This window comes from Nonomuraea africana, from assembly GCF_014873535.1.
Lineage (GTDB): Bacteria > Actinomycetota > Actinomycetes > Streptosporangiales > Streptosporangiaceae > Nonomuraea > Nonomuraea africana.
On the sequence record NZ_JADBEF010000001.1, the window covers coordinates 5,634,881 to 5,648,673 of the forward strand.

Annotated in this window: 13 protein-coding genes; 9 read left to right on the plus strand and 4 right to left on the minus strand. The window is 69.1% G+C overall.

The annotated features are described in order from the left end of the window. Positions 1–24: 24 nt before the first annotated feature. Together H4W81_RS26710 and H4W81_RS26715 are read left to right on the plus strand one after the other, a co-directional pair. Positions 25–1,674, plus strand: coding sequence for an NAD(P)/FAD-dependent oxidoreductase (locus tag H4W81_RS26710; RefSeq protein ID WP_192777331.1), 1,650 nt, complete (start codon positions 25–27; stop codon positions 1,672–1,674). Beyond that, a complete protein-coding gene (locus tag H4W81_RS26715) occupies positions 1,671–3,089 on the plus strand; it encodes an ATP-binding protein (protein WP_192777332.1) in 1,419 nt (472 codons plus the stop codon). Before H4W81_RS26710 ends, H4W81_RS26715 begins: the two co-directional genes overlap by 4 nt. 319 nt (positions 3,090–3,408) lie before the next feature. On the opposite strand, the gene H4W81_RS26720 is transcribed toward H4W81_RS26715, so the two are convergent. After that, positions 3,409–3,990, minus strand: a complete 582-nt coding sequence (locus tag H4W81_RS26720) for a TetR/AcrR family transcriptional regulator (RefSeq protein ID WP_192777333.1) — start codon at positions 3,988–3,990, stop codon at positions 3,409–3,411. Between the two features lie 350 nt (positions 3,991–4,340). Here H4W81_RS26720 and H4W81_RS26725 point away from each other — a divergent pair, with 350 nt between their 5' ends. The 3 genes from H4W81_RS26725 (at position 4,341) to H4W81_RS26735 (ending at position 8,004) form a co-directional block, all read left to right on the plus strand. After that, positions 4,341–4,967: an NAD(P)-dependent oxidoreductase gene (locus H4W81_RS26725; protein ID WP_192777334.1), complete on the plus strand. Its 627-nt coding sequence runs from the start codon at positions 4,341–4,343 to the stop codon at positions 4,965–4,967. A gap of 587 nt (positions 4,968–5,554) precedes the next feature. Then, a complete protein-coding gene (locus tag H4W81_RS26730) occupies positions 5,555–7,036 on the plus strand; it encodes a short-chain fatty acid transporter (RefSeq protein ID WP_192777335.1) in 1,482 nt (493 codons plus the stop codon). 182 nt (positions 7,037–7,218) lie between these two features. Then, the gene (locus H4W81_RS26735; protein WP_192777336.1) at positions 7,219–8,004 is read left to right on the plus strand and encodes an SAM-dependent methyltransferase; all 786 of its coding nucleotides are present in this window, start codon (positions 7,219–7,221) and stop codon (positions 8,002–8,004) included. A gap of 176 nt (positions 8,005–8,180) precedes the next feature. Here the strand turns inward: H4W81_RS26735 and H4W81_RS26740 are convergent, their stop codons facing one another. Next, positions 8,181–8,339 (minus strand): hypothetical protein, encoded by a 159-nt coding sequence (locus H4W81_RS26740; protein WP_192777337.1) that lies wholly within the window; start codon positions 8,337–8,339, stop codon positions 8,181–8,183. A 103-nt stretch (positions 8,340–8,442) separates the two neighbouring features. After that, positions 8,443–8,787: a MerR family transcriptional regulator gene (locus H4W81_RS26745; RefSeq protein ID WP_192777338.1), complete on the minus strand. Its 345-nt coding sequence runs from the start codon at positions 8,785–8,787 to the stop codon at positions 8,443–8,445. Positions 8,788–8,920: 133 nt separating this feature from the next. Between H4W81_RS26745 and H4W81_RS26750 the strand changes: the two genes are divergently transcribed. Next, on the plus strand, positions 8,921–9,724 hold the full coding sequence (locus H4W81_RS26750; protein ID WP_192777339.1) for an aminotransferase class IV family protein: 804 nt from the start codon (positions 8,921–8,923) through the stop codon (positions 9,722–9,724). Positions 9,725–10,117: 393 nt separating this feature from the next. Here the strand turns inward: H4W81_RS26750 and H4W81_RS26755 are convergent, their stop codons facing one another. Further along, positions 10,118–10,561: a nuclear transport factor 2 family protein gene (locus H4W81_RS26755; RefSeq protein WP_192777340.1), complete on the minus strand. Its 444-nt coding sequence runs from the start codon at positions 10,559–10,561 to the stop codon at positions 10,118–10,120. A 164-nt stretch (positions 10,562–10,725) separates the two neighbouring features. On the opposite strand from H4W81_RS26755, the gene H4W81_RS26760 reads away from it, so the two are divergent. From H4W81_RS26760 to H4W81_RS26770, 3 genes are all read left to right on the plus strand, one after another. Next, positions 10,726–11,772 (plus strand): LLM class flavin-dependent oxidoreductase, encoded by a 1,047-nt coding sequence (locus tag H4W81_RS26760; RefSeq protein WP_192777341.1) that lies wholly within the window; start codon positions 10,726–10,728, stop codon positions 11,770–11,772. Beyond that, positions 11,772–13,241 (plus strand): AMP-binding protein, encoded by a 1,470-nt coding sequence (locus H4W81_RS26765; protein ID WP_192777342.1) that lies wholly within the window; start codon positions 11,772–11,774, stop codon positions 13,239–13,241. The genes H4W81_RS26760 and H4W81_RS26765 overlap by 1 nt, the downstream gene beginning before the upstream one ends. Before the next feature lie 90 nt (positions 13,242–13,331). Then, the gene (locus H4W81_RS26770; protein WP_225958808.1) at positions 13,332–13,787 is read left to right on the plus strand and encodes a MarR family winged helix-turn-helix transcriptional regulator; all 456 of its coding nucleotides are present in this window, start codon (positions 13,332–13,334) and stop codon (positions 13,785–13,787) included. Positions 13,788–13,793 lie beyond the last annotated feature (6 nt).

Consider the following 13,793-nt stretch of genomic DNA (forward strand, 5'->3'; position numbering starts at 1 on the left):
CAGCGAAAAGGGGAGGACGGGGGCATGGACAAGCCGGTCATCGTGACGGTTGACGACGACCCGGGCGTGTCGAGGGCGGTCGCCCGCGACCTTCGGAAGAGATACGGCCAGCAGTACCGCATCGTCCGAGCGGAGACCGCCGAGCAGGGCATCGACGCGGTGCGCGAGATGCGCCTGCGCGGCGACGAGGTGGCGGTCATCCTGGCCGACTACCGGATGCCGCAGATGAACGGCGTGCAGTTCCTCGAAGCGGCGATGGACATGTACCCGTTCGCGCGCAGGGTGCTGCTCACCGCGTACGCCGACACCGACGCCGCCATCCAGGCGATCAACGTCGTCGACCTCGACCACTACCTGCTCAAGCCGTGGGACCCGCCGGACGAGAAGTTCTATCCGGTGATCGACGGCCAGCTCGACGCGTGGCTGCGTACCGACAGGCAGGTCAGGCCCGAGCTGCAGGTGGTCGGCGACCGGTGGTCCGCGCAGTCCTACCGGGTGCGCGACTTCCTGGCCCGCAACCACGTCCCCTACCAGTGGATGCTGGCCGAGGACCCCGAGGGCAAGCAGCTCGTCGCGGCGGTGGGCTCCGACTGCCACCTCCCTCTCGTGATCACCTCCGAGGGCGAGCAGCTCCAGGCGCCCGACCAGTCGACGCTCGCCTCGGCCGTGGGCCTGTCCACCACGCCCTCGACCGACTTCTACGACCTCATCGTGGTCGGCGGCGGGCCCGCCGGGCTTGGCGCGGCCGTCTACGGCGCCTCCGAGGGACTGCGCACGGTCCTCGTCGAGGCGCACGCCTCGGGCGGCCAGGCGGGACAGAGCTCGCGCATCGAGAACTACCTCGGCTTCCCCGACGGCGTCTCCGGCGCGCAGCTGGCCGACCGGGCGCGTAGGCAGGCGCTGAAGTTCGGCGCCGAGCTGCTCAGCGCGCGCAAGGTGATGAGCCTGGAGGCCAAGGGCCAGGCCAGGGTCGTCGGCTTCAGGGACGGCGGGGAGATCGCCGCGCACGCCGTCATCCTCGCCACCGGCGTCACCTACCGCAGACTCGAGGCTCCCGGCCTCGACGACTTCGTCGGCAGGGGCGTCTTCTACGGCGCCGCGCTCACCGAGGCGCCCTCCTGCAGGGACAGCGAGGTGTTCATCGTCGGCGCGGCCAACTCGGCCGGGCAGGCGGCCGTCTACCTGGCGGGATTCGCGAGCAAGGTCCACTTGTTGGTGAGGGGTGATGGTTTGGAGAAGTCCATGTCCTACTACCTCATCGAGCAGATCGCGGCGATCCCCAACATCGAGGTCCACTACGAGACCCAGGTGGCCGGCGGCGCGGGAGACGACCACCTCGAACAGCTGACGCTGGACACCAGGGGCACGTCCTGGACGACCGACGCCTCGTGGCTGTTCGTCTTCATCGGCGCCGAGCCCTACACCTCCTGGCTGGGCGATGACGTGGAGCGCGACGCCAAGGGCTTCGTGCTCACCGGGCCCGACCTGGTGGCGCATGGCGAGCGGCCGCGCAACTGGCCGCTGCGGCGGCAGCCGTACTTCCTGGAGACGAACATCCCCGGCGTGTTCGCCGCCGGCGACGTGCGCGCCGACTCGATCAAGAGGGTCGCCTCCGCCGTCGGCGAGGGCGCCATGGCCGTGGCTCTGGTGCACCGCTACCTGGAGAAGCAATGATCGACATAGACGAATTGCGCAAGCTCTTCCTCTTCGAGCGGCTGACCGACGAGCAGCTGACTCTGCTGGCCACCAAGGGCGAGGTCCGCAGCTACGCGCGCGACGAGTTCGTCCTGCGCCAGGGCGAGCCGTCCGAGCACTTCTTCGTCCTCATCGAGGGCGAGGTCCAGATGCTGACCGACACCAGCGCGGGTCCCGTCTCCCAGCCGCGCACCGCGCAGCCCGGCGTCTACGCGGGCGCCGTCCAGGCCTACCTGGGCAACCGCGCGCCCGACGTCTACCAGCACTCGCTGCGCGCCACCGCGCCGTCCCGCATGTTCGTGCTGCCCGCCAAGAAGTTCGGCTACATCGTCACCGAGTGGTTCCCGATGGCCTTCCACCTGCTGGAGGGCATGACGTACGGCGGGCGCGCGGCGCGCGAGATCATCGACAGGCGGCAGCGGCTGACCGCGCTCGGCACGATCACCGCGGGGCTCACGCACGAGCTGAACAACCCCGCGGCGGCCGCCGTACGGGCGGTGAGCGAGCTCCGCACGCTCATCAGGGCCTCGCGCATCCAGCTGGCCGGGCTGGCGGCCGACGGGATAGCGCCACAGAAGCTGTTGCACCTCATCGAGATGGCCGACGCCTGCGCGCAGGCCGTCGGCACGCTGCCGCCCCGCAGCCCGATGGAGATCTCCGACGCCGAGGACACCATCGGCGACGCGCTGGAGGAGCTCGGCGTCGAGGACGCGTGGGAGCTGGCGCCTTCGCTGGTGAACGCCGGGTTCACGCTCGACACCCTGGCCAAGATCCGCACCAAGGTGGGCGACGAGCACGCGGGAGCCGCGCTGCGCTGGCTGTCGGAGGCCACCGAGATCTCCCAGATGCTGGGCGAGGTCACCGAGGCCACCGAGCGGATCACGTCGCTGCTCGCCTCCGCCAAGCAGTACTCCCAGATGGACCGGGCGCCGTTCAGTGTGATCGACGTGCACGAACTGCTGGACAGCACGCTGGCCATCTTCCGGGGCAAGATCCCGCCGGGGATCTCCGTGGTCACCGACTACGACAGGTCGCTGCCCGCGATCCCGGCGTACGGCGGCGAGCTGAACCAGGTGTGGACGAACCTGATCCACAACGCGCTCGACGCGATGGGCGAGGAGGGCACCCTCACCATCAGGACGGCGCACGACGAGGACGAGGCGATCATCGAGATCGGCGACACGGGGCCGGGGGTGGCGGACGAGATCAAGGAACGCATCTTCGAGCCGTTCTTCACTACCAAGAACGTGGGGAAGGGGACGGGACTCGGGCTGGACATCTCGTACCGGATCGTGGCGGGGCGGCATGGTGGTGAGCTGAAGGTACGGTCCGTGCCGGGTGACACGTGGTTCGAGGTCCGCCTCCCCCTCCGCGAAACCCCCGGCCCTTCCTGACGACGACCCGCCGTCGGCTGCCTCGACTTCTGCTGTGCGAGGTTCCGTGGAGAGTGCCGGCACTCTCCACGGAAGACCTGACCTCCTCGTGAGGAGCCGCCACCCACCCCGCGGGGAGGGTCGCCACACCCGGCGGGAAGCGTCGCCACACCCGGCTGGGAGCATCGCGACACCCGGCGGGGAGCATCGCCACGCCCCACGGGGAGCATCGCCACCCCGCAAAGACCGCGCTCCACCTTCGAGAACCCCCGACCAGCTCTCCCGCAGGACCCTCGACCCATCTCCCGCAGGACCCTCGACCCATCTCCCGAGACCATGGTCAGGCGATGAGCGCCGGTGCCAGCGCGCGCACGAGGTCAGCAGCGAACCGGTCGGCGTCGTCGGGCAGTTCCACCAGGTGCTCAAAGAACGCCCGCTGAAAACACGCCCCCAACAGCAACGCCGCCGCCGCGTCCGGATCGGCCCCGGCCAGGACCCGACCGCGCCGCTGCTCGGCCCGCAGGAATCTCGCCAGCGCCAGCACCGCCTGATGCGGCCCCGACTTGGTGATCGCGAACGAAGTCCGCATCACGTCGAGCAGCATGGGGTCCCCGAACATCCCTCCCGCCAGCGGCAGCACGTCCTTGTACAGCCGGACCGCGGCCAGCGCGTACTCGGTGAGATTCGCCTCGAGCGAGCCCTTCCCCACGTTGGCGTGCAGCCTCGCGGACGCCTCCTTCAGCACCGGGAGCCGCTCCCTGAACACCGCGTTGAACAGCATCTCCTTGCTGGAGAAGTGCTTGTAGAGCAACGCCTCGGAGCAGTCGGCGGCTCTCGCGATCTCCTTGGTCGTCGCCCTGGCCACCCCGAGGTCGCGCATCGCTCGGGTGGCCGCGTCGAGAATCCGTTCCCGCGTGTCCATAAGAGGCCCCCTTGACGAGTGAGTGAGTGCTTACCCATCATAGGGTGAGTAAGCACTCACCCACCCCTGAAAGGCCCGACTCGACCGAACCCCCACCACCAACACCAACCGGCCACCCAGGGATCGGACTTGATCGCACGCAAACCCGCCCACGGGATCCGACTTGATCGCACGCAAACCCACCCACGGGATCCGACTTGATCGCACGCAAGTCCGGCCGGAGCACTGACCCGACGACCGCAACCCAGCCGCACACCCAGGGCTCGAGCGTCACCTGCGAACGCCCACCCCAGAGCGTTCGGGCTCGACCGAAGCCCCCCATGCAAGCCGCAGCAGCGAAAGGAGCCCTCATGCGCTTCACCGTCTTCGGTGCCACCGGTGGAACCGGTGTGCACTTCGTCCGGCAGGCGCTGGATGCCGACCACGACGTGGACGCGGTCGTCAGAAGACCGGACGCGGTATCCGATCGGCATCCGGGGCTGGTCGTCTACGAGGGTGACGTCATGCGTCCCGACACCCTCAAAGAGCCGATCAACGGCACCGACGCCGTCGTCTTCCTGGTCGGACCCCATTCCACGGGCCCCTGCACGGTCTACTCCTCCGGCGGCCACAACGTCATCGAGGCCATGCGGGCCGCCGGTGCGCGCCGCATCCTCGCGGTCACGGCGGCGCTCGTCGACCAGCCGAACGACACCCTGGTCCAGCGGGCGACCCGGCGCATCGTGCGCCGCGTCTTCCGCGAGGTCCAGGCCGACCGGCTCGTGTTCGAGCAGGAGCTCAGGGAGTCCGGCCTGGACTGGACGAACGTCCGTCCGCCTCGCCTGGTGGAGGGGGCGGGCAAAGGGGTGTACCGCACGGCGTTCGACACGGGGGTCAGAGGCGGGTTGACGCTCACCAGATCGGACCTGGCCAAGGCGCTGCTCACCATGGCCGCCGACGCCGCCACCCACGGCCACACCGTCGACATCGCCTACTGAACCCGCCACGACGTGGCAAGTGAGACCGGCAGAGCTTTCCGGCGAGGCGTGCCCCTGTGGTCGCCTTCCTGCGCGCCCTCCCGTCTCCGCGCTCATCTGATCGCCTTCCACGCGAGGATGACCGTCAGCCGGCCGTCCCCAACGCAGGGCGCCGTTGACCAACGCGACACCAGCCCCCATCGGCTCAGCACGCCGGCCACGGCGTCGGCCGCTCGCACCTGTGGGCCAGCGCGCCGGCCGCCCGGCTCGGCCCGCGCTTCAGGGCGCGGGGTCGGCCGCCGCCTTCGTCACGTACGGCTCGCGTCCATGGCCCCTGGGCCACCGTCGGGACGGAGGTCCGGTTCTGGGACGTACAGCGGGCGCGATCGAGACCCCGAACTGCGCGAGTGCGCGTGTACGCCGGGCGGCACCCGTCTCTACGGTACGGGGCGGGCCTGGCCGGAGTCGGCGAGACACTGGGCCGCACCTCCGCTCCAGCGCGCATTACGGCGCAACCGAAAAGACGTACCTGTCATGCTTTCGGTCCTCATCACGCCTCCGTAACATTCCTTGCCCTCCGGTAAGAGATCGGGAGAGGATCGCGCGTCATGAGCACTGCGGCCCCCCAGACGACGCAAGACGGCCTGCTGGCGCGCGTGGCCCTGCGGTTCACCGCCTTCACCGAGCGATGGCTTCCTGACGCGTTCGGCTTCGTCCTCGTCGGCACGTTCGTCATCTTCGCTCTCGGCCTGGCCACTGGTGTGCCGCTGCTCGGCGCGCCCGCCGACGTCAAGGCGACGACCGGGTTCGGCCTGGTCAACGCCTGGGGCAAGGGCTTCTGGTCGCTGATCGAATTCACCATGCAGATGGCGATGATCATCATCGGCGGCTACGCGGTCGCCGTCTCCGCGCCGGTGGCCAGGCTGATCACCTGGCTGGCCAGGCTGCCCAAGACGCCGCGCGGCGCCATCACCTTCGTAGCCGCCATGGCCATGGTCACCGCCTACCTCAACTGGGCCTTCAGCCTGGTCTTCACCGCGATTCTGGCCAAGGAGATCGCCCGGCTGGTGCGCGGAGTGGATTACCGCGCGCTCGGCGCGATGGCCTTTCTCGGGCTCGGCACGGTCTGGGCGCAGGGGCTGTCCGGCTCGGCGGCGCTCCAGGTCACCAGTGAGACCTCCAGCCCCAAGGCCGTCCAGGACGTGATCGCGGCCGGTCGCGGCTCGGGCACCATCCCGCTCACCGAGACCATCTTCCTGTGGCAGGGCATGCTGGCCACGCTGATCATCTTCGTGATCGCGGTGGTCACTGCCTGGTTCCTGGCGCCGTCAGGCGACCGGGCCAAGACCGCCGAGGACATGGGCATCACGCTCAAGCCCATCGCGAGGGAGAAGTCGGACCTGTCAGAGGTGGCGGCGGCCTCCGGCGGCAAGCGCCGGCCGGGCGACTGGCTGGAGCACAGCCCGCTCTTCTCGATCCTGATCTTCCTGCTCGGCGCGTGGTACCTGGTGACCTACTTCGCCGCGGCCAAGGGCAACCCGCTCAACGCGCTCAACCTGAACACCGTCAACCTGATCCTGATCCTGCTGGCCGCGATCCTTCACTGGCGGCCGGTACGGCTGATCGCCGCCGTTCGGGAGGGCACCCCTGCCGCCTCTGGCGTGCTGCTGCAGTTCCCCTTCTACGGCGGCATCTTCGGCATGATCGCCTTCACCGGGCTGACCAAGACGATCGCCGGGTGGATGGTCAACGCCTCCAACCAGTTCCTGTTCCCCGCCTTCGTCGCCGTCTACTCGTGCGTCCTCGGCATCTTCGTGCCCAGCGGCGGCAGCAAGTGGGTGATCGAGGCTCCTTACGTCCTCGACGCCGCCAACCAGCTGCAGGTCAACCAGGGCTGGATGGTCGTCGTCTACGACCTGTCCGAGGCCTCGGCCAACCTGCTGCAGCCGTTCTGGATGCTGCCCACGCTGGCCATTCTCGGGCTCAAGGCCAAGGACATCATGGGCTTCACCTTCGCCATGTTCCTCGCCTGCTTCCCCGCGACGGTCGTGGTGGTCACGCTGCTCGCGCAGACGCTGCCCTTCCCCTGACTCGCCCGGTGCCGTCCAAGGATGACCGCGCGGCCGCTCACGTGGGCCGACGATGCCGCGATCCGAACCCGGCCTCCGTACGGCGCGACCGTCGTCGGCGGGGAGCTCGCCGCGTCAGGTGGTCGGCTCCCCCCGCTACGAATACCTCGGAGCCGGAGGAAGACCGTCTATGATCACGTTTTATGGATGACGCTCCCCCCGACATCAACCCGCACATTCCCAGCGTCGCTCGGATGTACGACTACTACCTGGGCGGCAAGGACAATTTCCGCTCCGATCGGGAAGCCGCGGAGAAGGTGCTCGCCGTCGTTCCCGAGACACGGCAGGCCGCGCGGGAGAACCGGGCGTTCATGCAGCGTGCCGTACGGCATGTGGCGGGGCAGGGCATCAGGCAGTTCCTCGACATCGGCACCGGGCTGCCGACGCAGGGCAACGTGCACGAGGTGGCGGGGCCCGGCGCCCGCGTGGTCTACGTCGACAACGACCCGATCGTGCTGGCACACGGCAGGGCGATCCTGGCCGGAGCCGAGGGCGTCGACGTGACCCAGGGCGATCTGCGGCTGCCCGAGGCGATCCTGGACAGCCCCGAGGCGCGCAAGCTGCTCGACTTCGACCAGCCGATCGCGATCCTCGTCGTGGCGGTGCTGCACTTCATCCAGGACGGCGACGACCCCGAGCGCATCCTCGGCAGGCTGAAGGAGCGCATGGCGCCGGGAAGTTACCTGGTGCTGTCGCACGCCTGCCCGAACCGTCCCACCGAGTCGGAGGACATCGCCTCGGTCTACGACCTGGCCACGGCGGGCATCAGGCTGCGCACCCGAGCGGAGATCGCGCCGCTGTTCGACGGGCTCGAACTGGTCGAGCCCGGGCTGGTGAACGTGGCCGAGTGGCGGCCGGAGGTGGCCGAACTCGCCCCGCTGCGTGGCGTCGGCGACTACTTCCTGGGCGGCGTGGCCAAGAAGCTCTAGGCCGTGTCGGCCGACGGGCAGGCGCACCTTGATACGGGACAGCACGGCGCGAAACTGCGGGCTGTCTCCCGCCTGGCCTGCGGTGAGGATGAACGACAGCGGTCGGCATCGGCGGTCGGCGGACAGGTGCACCTTGCTGGTGAGCCCGCCTCGCGAGCGGCCCAGCTTGGCTGCGGTCAGCCGGATCCTGCGCCGCAGCCGTAACCGCCGCCGTCCGCCCCGCTCCCCGTCTCCGCCGGGTTCGTCGTCTTGCGGGATTTGCCCCTTTGGTGCAGCCCCTGTTCCTGCTCGGCGGCCTTCTCCAACGCCGTGACCAGCTCGCCGTCCAGGGCCATCCCAGCGGCATGGTGGTGGGCGCGGGCCGTTGGCGATGGCCTACCAGGATCGGAGACCAAAGCGCAGGCGAATCCCAAAGATCTCAACTCCGTACAGGGCGGCTCATGATTTTGTCAGGTAGCCGGCGAGAGTGCTGCGGCTACGTTGGAGGTTGTCGATACGCTCGTCCATGGCCGCCAGTTCTCCGTTCAGGATGTCCCACAGCTCTGCGCACCAGTCGAATTCCGGGCGCTCGCCCCGGGCACACGGCAGCACGGAACGGATCACCTCGGTGGGCAGGCCCGCCTTCAGCAGAGCACGTACCTGCCGCACGGTGACCACGGAGTCTTCGTCGTAGTAGCGGTAACCGTTCGGACCGCGTCTGGCATCAAGCAACCCCTGCGCTTCGTAGTAGCGCAGCAACCTCGGACTCACCCCGGTACGCCGGGACAACTCCCCGATCAGCATGTGATCCGCCTCACCTGAGGTTGACCTTTCCATCGATGTCAAGCCTTAACGTCGCCTCAGGAACGGACATTCCGGCCCAGGTAGTCCATCATCATCGATGATCACCTTCGATTTCGTCCTGCGGGAGTGACCCATGTCCACTTTTGTTGTCCAACGTAACGGCCACGCGGCTGGCGCCGAGGAGTTGGCACCACTCGCCTTCGCGGGCTATGCCCACTTCACCGCCATGCAGGTGCGTGGCGGCCGGGTTCGGGGTCTCGACCTCCACCTGGAGCGGTTGCGCTCCGCCTCCATAGAGTTGTTCGGTCAGGCATTGCCCGACGATCGGGTACGGACCTTCCTGCGGACGGCAATACAGGTTGGCCCGGCTGACCTCTCGCTGACCGCCACCGTGTACTCTCCGGCTGGCGAGTTCACCGTGGCAGGGGCTGACGTGGAGCCCGAGTTGCTGGTACGCACCGGGCCGGCCGCGTCCGGCCCGCAAGGACCGCTCGCGCTGGCGGCGGTCGAGTACGAACGAGTGCTCCCCGCCGTCAAGCACGTCGGAGAGGTGGCCAAGACCTACTTCCTCCGTCAGGCCGTCGGTCAAGGCTTCGATGACGCCGCCTTCGTCGACCGCCAGGGCCGGCTCAGCGAGGGGTCTATTTGGAACTTGGCCTTCTGGGACGGCGCCGCGGTGGTGTGGCCCGAGGCCGAGATGTTGGGCGGCACCACGATGGCCATCGTCCACCGACAACTGGATCGCCTCGGTGTGCCCCAGCGCCTCCAGGAGGTCACGCTCACTGACCTGCCGGCACTGGCCGGGGCTGTGGTCATGAACTCATGGACGCCGGGTGTGGCGGTACATCGGATCGGCACCGAGTCCTTGCCTGAAGAGCCCTCTTTTGTGCAGCTGCTGCACCGGGCCTACCAGGACGAACCGCTCACCGCGCCGTAAGGGCGCCAGCCTTCTGACTGCCCTACTCCCGCGCCAACCCGCGCAGACGCGGCATCCAGGCGATGATCCCGGAGAAAAGCGGATCAGGCGGCCAACCGCAGGAAGCGCGACTCGCGCGGAGGCCGCCCCGTCCGTCCGCCGTCCCTCGTCTGCCGCCGCTGCGGGGCGCGCCAGAGCAACCGGTAGGTGGCGATGCCGGCTCACCACACAGGCGCTTCAGTTCAGCAGCGTGATCAATCCGGCCACGCGCGGCGAACATGGCCGGTCTGGAGATCAGGCACCACGACGCGGTCGCCGGGCACCACACTCCGGAGGATCACCCCAAGGAGATCGCGACGGCCATCGCGGAGTGGGCCGACGACCATCGCCTCCGTTGAACCCGCGACGGCCGCGTCACCCCTCCGCAGGCGCGAAGGCCTGGGCGACGGCGAGGCTGTCCTCGTAGACGTGGTGCCGGGTGACGAGGCCGTTCTCGATCGTGAGGTGCAGGGCGAACCGCGCGCGGTAGGGGCGTCCGGTGGAGCGGGCGGTCTGGCGGATCTCGCCGAGCACCACCGCGTCGTCGCCGTCCGCCAGGATGCGCTCGATCTCGGTGGCGGCGCTCCCGGGCACGTGATGCTCGCCCAGCTCGCGATAGTGGGCGGCGGCGTCGGCGCGGGTGGAGCGGTGCCGGATCCACGGCGTGGCGGCGCGGCCGTGCTCCGCCTCGGGCCAGTCGAGTTTCCAGTCCCCTCGCTCGGCGTACAGCTCGGCGATCCGCTCGGGGTCGCCCTCGCCGATCCGGCGCAGCAGTTCCTCCACCGCGGCGCGCGTGGTCGTGGTCGTGGCTGTCGGCATGGCGGATCCCCCGGCTTGGAACGTGCGTCCTGGTGACGCGGAAACAGCTCCACCCTTTCAGGGTCTCGTCGTCCCCGCGATTACCTCCCAGGTAGGCGTCCACGGTGAATCAGCCGTGATACGCTCCCAAGCGAGCGCTTGGTTTAGAGTCGAAGGGCGGACGCATGAGGTTCTCCACGTTCCACCTCTTCCACCGGTTCGAAGGGCAGAGCTTCAAGGACGTCTACGACTACCACCTGGAGCTCATCGAGCTGGCCGAGGAGCTGGGGTTCGACGGGGTACGGCTGGCCGAGCACCATTTCCGCGACTACGGCGTGGTCCCCAACCTGTTCACCCTGCTCGCCCACGCCGCGGCCCGTACCGAGCGGATCCGGCTGGGCACCGGCATCGTCGTCCTCCCTCTGCACAACCCCGTGCACGTCGCCGAGGAGGCGGCCCTGGTGGACGTGCTCTCGGGCGGACGGCTCGACCTCGGCATCGGCCGCGGCTACCAGAGCTTCGAGTTCGAGGGGTTCGGGATCGACCTGGCCGAGGCGCGCGACCGCTTCAACGAGGCGCTGGAGGTGATCCTCGGCCTCTGGACCCAGGACTCCTTCCAGCACGAGGGCAAGTTCTACCGGACCGGCGAGGTGTCGCTGACGCCCAGGCCGCTGCAGGCGCCGCACCCGCCCATCCACGTGGCCGCCGTCTCCCCCGAGACCGTCACCATGTACGGCGAGCGCGGCCTGCCCATCCTGGCCGACCCCGCGGCGCCGTTCCGCAAGGTCGTCAAGGCGGCCGAGACCTGGCGCGAGTCCGCGGGAGCCGTCGAGGCCGATCTGGTCGTCGCGCGGAGCGTCTACGTGGCGCCGACCGTCGAGCAGGCCCGCGAGGACCAGGCGCGGTTCGAGGCGGCCTTCGACAGGTCGCGGATCTTCAACGAGCGCAGCGCGCCGATCGACCACAGGACGGGCAAGGCGGCGCAGGGTTTCGAGTACTACCAGGACCGCTATCTCAAGGGCGGCACGGTCTCCGCCGACTTCCGCTGGGAGCAGCTGGAGGTCATCGGCGATCCCGCCCGCGTGATCGAGCAGATCGGCGTGCTGAAGGCGGCCGGGTTCTCCACGCTGCTGTGCGACTTCGGCAGTACCAGGCCGATGCCGCTGGAGGAGATGAAGAAGGTCATGCGGTTCTTCGCGACCGAGGTGATACCCGCGTTCCAGGAGGCGTGATGATCCACTCGCTGACACTCTCCGACGTCCTGTCCGAGCACGCGCGTAGCCGCCCGCAGGTGACGGCGGTCGTCGACGGCCCGTTACGGCTCACCTATCCCGAGCTCGACGCCAGGGTCTCACGGCTGGCGGGCGCGCTGGCGGGGCGCGGGGTGGCCGAGGGTGAACGGGTGCTGTGGCTGGGCCAGAACTCGCACGCCGTCCTCGAACTGCTGCTGGCCTGCTCGCGCCTGGGCGCGGTCTTCTGCCCCGCCAACTGGCGTCAGTCCACCGACGAGCTGCGCCACGTGATCGAGGACCTGTCGCCGAAGGTGGTGGTGTGGGAGCGGTTCGAGGCGGCGGCCCCGCTGGCCACCGACGCCTGGGTGGACGACTACGCGGCGCTCGTCGCGGAGGGCGCTCGTTCGGACTTCCCGCCCGTGGACGACGGCGCGCCCACGCTGGCCCTCTACACCGCCGCCTTCGAGGGACGGCCGAGCGCGGCCCTGCTCAGCAGCGCGGCGCTGCTGGCGCACAGCATGTCGCTGCTGGTGGTCAGGCAGATGGAGCCCGGCTTCACCTTCCTCAACAACGGGCCGCTCTTCCACGTGGGCACGATGATGTTCTGCCTGGCCACGCTGCAGATCGGCGGGACGAACGTCTTCATGCCCTCCTTCGAGGCCGAGGAGGTCTGCCGGCTGGTCGACGCGGAGAAGGTGACGCAGGCGTTCCTGTTCGGGCAGATGATCGACGCGGTGGCGGCGGCGAACGCGGAGCGCAAGTACGACCTGTCGTCGCTGCGCTTCGTCTCGCACTCGGCGGAGTGGGACGAGATGACCACGCCCGACGACTCGCCGTGGTGCCGGTCGAAGATGGGCGGATACGGGCAGACCGAGGTGGGCGGCATGCTCACCTTCCTCGGCCTCGCGCCGGGCGCCGCGGGGTTCGCCGGACGGCCCTCGCCACTGGCCCAGGTGCGCATCCTGGCCCCCGACGGGAGCGAGGTGGCGCCGGGCGAGGTGGGCGAGATCTGCGCCCGCGGCAAGACCCTCTTCTCCGGCTACTTCGCCCGGCCGGCGCTCAACGCCGACAAGTTCCGGTACGGCTGGCACCACACCGGCGACCTGGGCAGGCGGGAGCCCGACGGCACGATCACGTTCATCGGCCCGAAGCTGCGAATGATCAAGTCGGGCAACGAGAACATCTATCCCGCCGAGGTGGAGCGCGCGCTCAAGTCGCACCCCGCCGTGGCGGACGCCGCCGTGATCGGCGTGCCTGACCAGCGGTGGCACCAGGCGGTCAAGGCCGTCGTGGCGCTCAAGGGCACGGCCTCGGCCGAGGAGCTCGTCGAGCACGTCAGAGGGCAGCTGGCCGCCTACAAGAAGCCCAGGTACGTGGACTTCGTGGAGTCGATCCCGAAGAAGGGCTTCAGCCCCGACTACGACGCCCTGGACCTGGCGCACGGCGGCGGCAACTACCCGGGCGCCTGAGCGCCTGCCTGGACTGCCCGTCGTCCGATCAGAGCACTGGAAACGGTAAGGGAGGTATGATAGTCAAGATTTGTGACTAAAGGAGTGCTCTTGAATCGGGCCGAACGAAAGAAGACCGACCCCGATCTCGGCGTCATGGCCGGTCAGGTGCTGTTCTCGTTGCAGAAGGAGCTGTTCTCCACGCTCGCCGAGCAGGGCCATCCGCGACTGCGGCCACGGCATGGCGCCGTGCTGGCCTACCTGGACGAGGACGGCAGCAGGGCCACCGACCTGGCCCAGCAGTCGGGCCAGCACAAGCAGGTCATCGGCACGCTGGTGGACGAGCTGGTCGAGCTGGGCTACGTGCGCAGGGAGCCCGACCCGCGCGACCGCAGGGCCAAGCTCGTCGTGCCCACCGAGCTCGGGCTCGACCAGATGGCGCGCTCCGACGCGATCGTCGCGACCATCGAGCGCCGCCACGCCGAGGCCGTGGGCGAGGAGGCCTATGCCGTTTTCCGGCGAGTTTTCAAGCAGGTGGCCGAAGGGCACCGCGGGCGACTACGTTGATCAGAT

Bases quoted from the DNA above. Each gene is read 5' to 3' on its own strand.
- H4W81_RS26750 (WP_192777339.1), top strand. From the start codon at position 8,921: ATGTCCACTTTTGTTGTCCAACGTAACGGCCACGCGGCTGGCGCCGAG.
- H4W81_RS26730 (WP_192777335.1), top strand. From the start codon at position 5,555: ATGAGCACTGCGGCCCCCCAGACGACGCAAGACGGCCTGCTGGCGCGC.
- H4W81_RS26715 (WP_192777332.1), top strand. From the start codon at position 1,671: ATGATCGACATAGACGAATTGCGCAAGCTCTTCCTCTTCGAGCGGCTG.
- H4W81_RS26735 (WP_192777336.1), top strand. From the start codon at position 7,219: ATGGATGACGCTCCCCCCGACATCAACCCGCACATTCCCAGCGTCGCT.
- H4W81_RS26760 (WP_192777341.1), top strand. From the start codon at position 10,726: ATGAGGTTCTCCACGTTCCACCTCTTCCACCGGTTCGAAGGGCAGAGC.
- H4W81_RS26765 (WP_192777342.1), top strand. From the start codon at position 11,772: ATGATCCACTCGCTGACACTCTCCGACGTCCTGTCCGAGCACGCGCGT.
- H4W81_RS26755 (WP_192777340.1), bottom strand. From the start codon at position 10,561: ATGCCGACAGCCACGACCACGACCACGCGCGCCGCGGTGGAGGAACTG.
- H4W81_RS26710 (WP_192777331.1), top strand. From the start codon at position 25: ATGGACAAGCCGGTCATCGTGACGGTTGACGACGACCCGGGCGTGTCG.
- H4W81_RS26720 (WP_192777333.1), bottom strand. From the start codon at position 3,990: ATGGACACGCGGGAACGGATTCTCGACGCGGCCACCCGAGCGATGCGC.
- H4W81_RS26740 (WP_192777337.1), bottom strand. From the start codon at position 8,339: ATGGCCCTGGACGGCGAGCTGGTCACGGCGTTGGAGAAGGCCGCCGAG.
- H4W81_RS26745 (WP_192777338.1), bottom strand. From the start codon at position 8,787: ATGCTGATCGGGGAGTTGTCCCGGCGTACCGGGGTGAGTCCGAGGTTG.
- H4W81_RS26725 (WP_192777334.1), top strand. From the start codon at position 4,341: ATGCGCTTCACCGTCTTCGGTGCCACCGGTGGAACCGGTGTGCACTTC.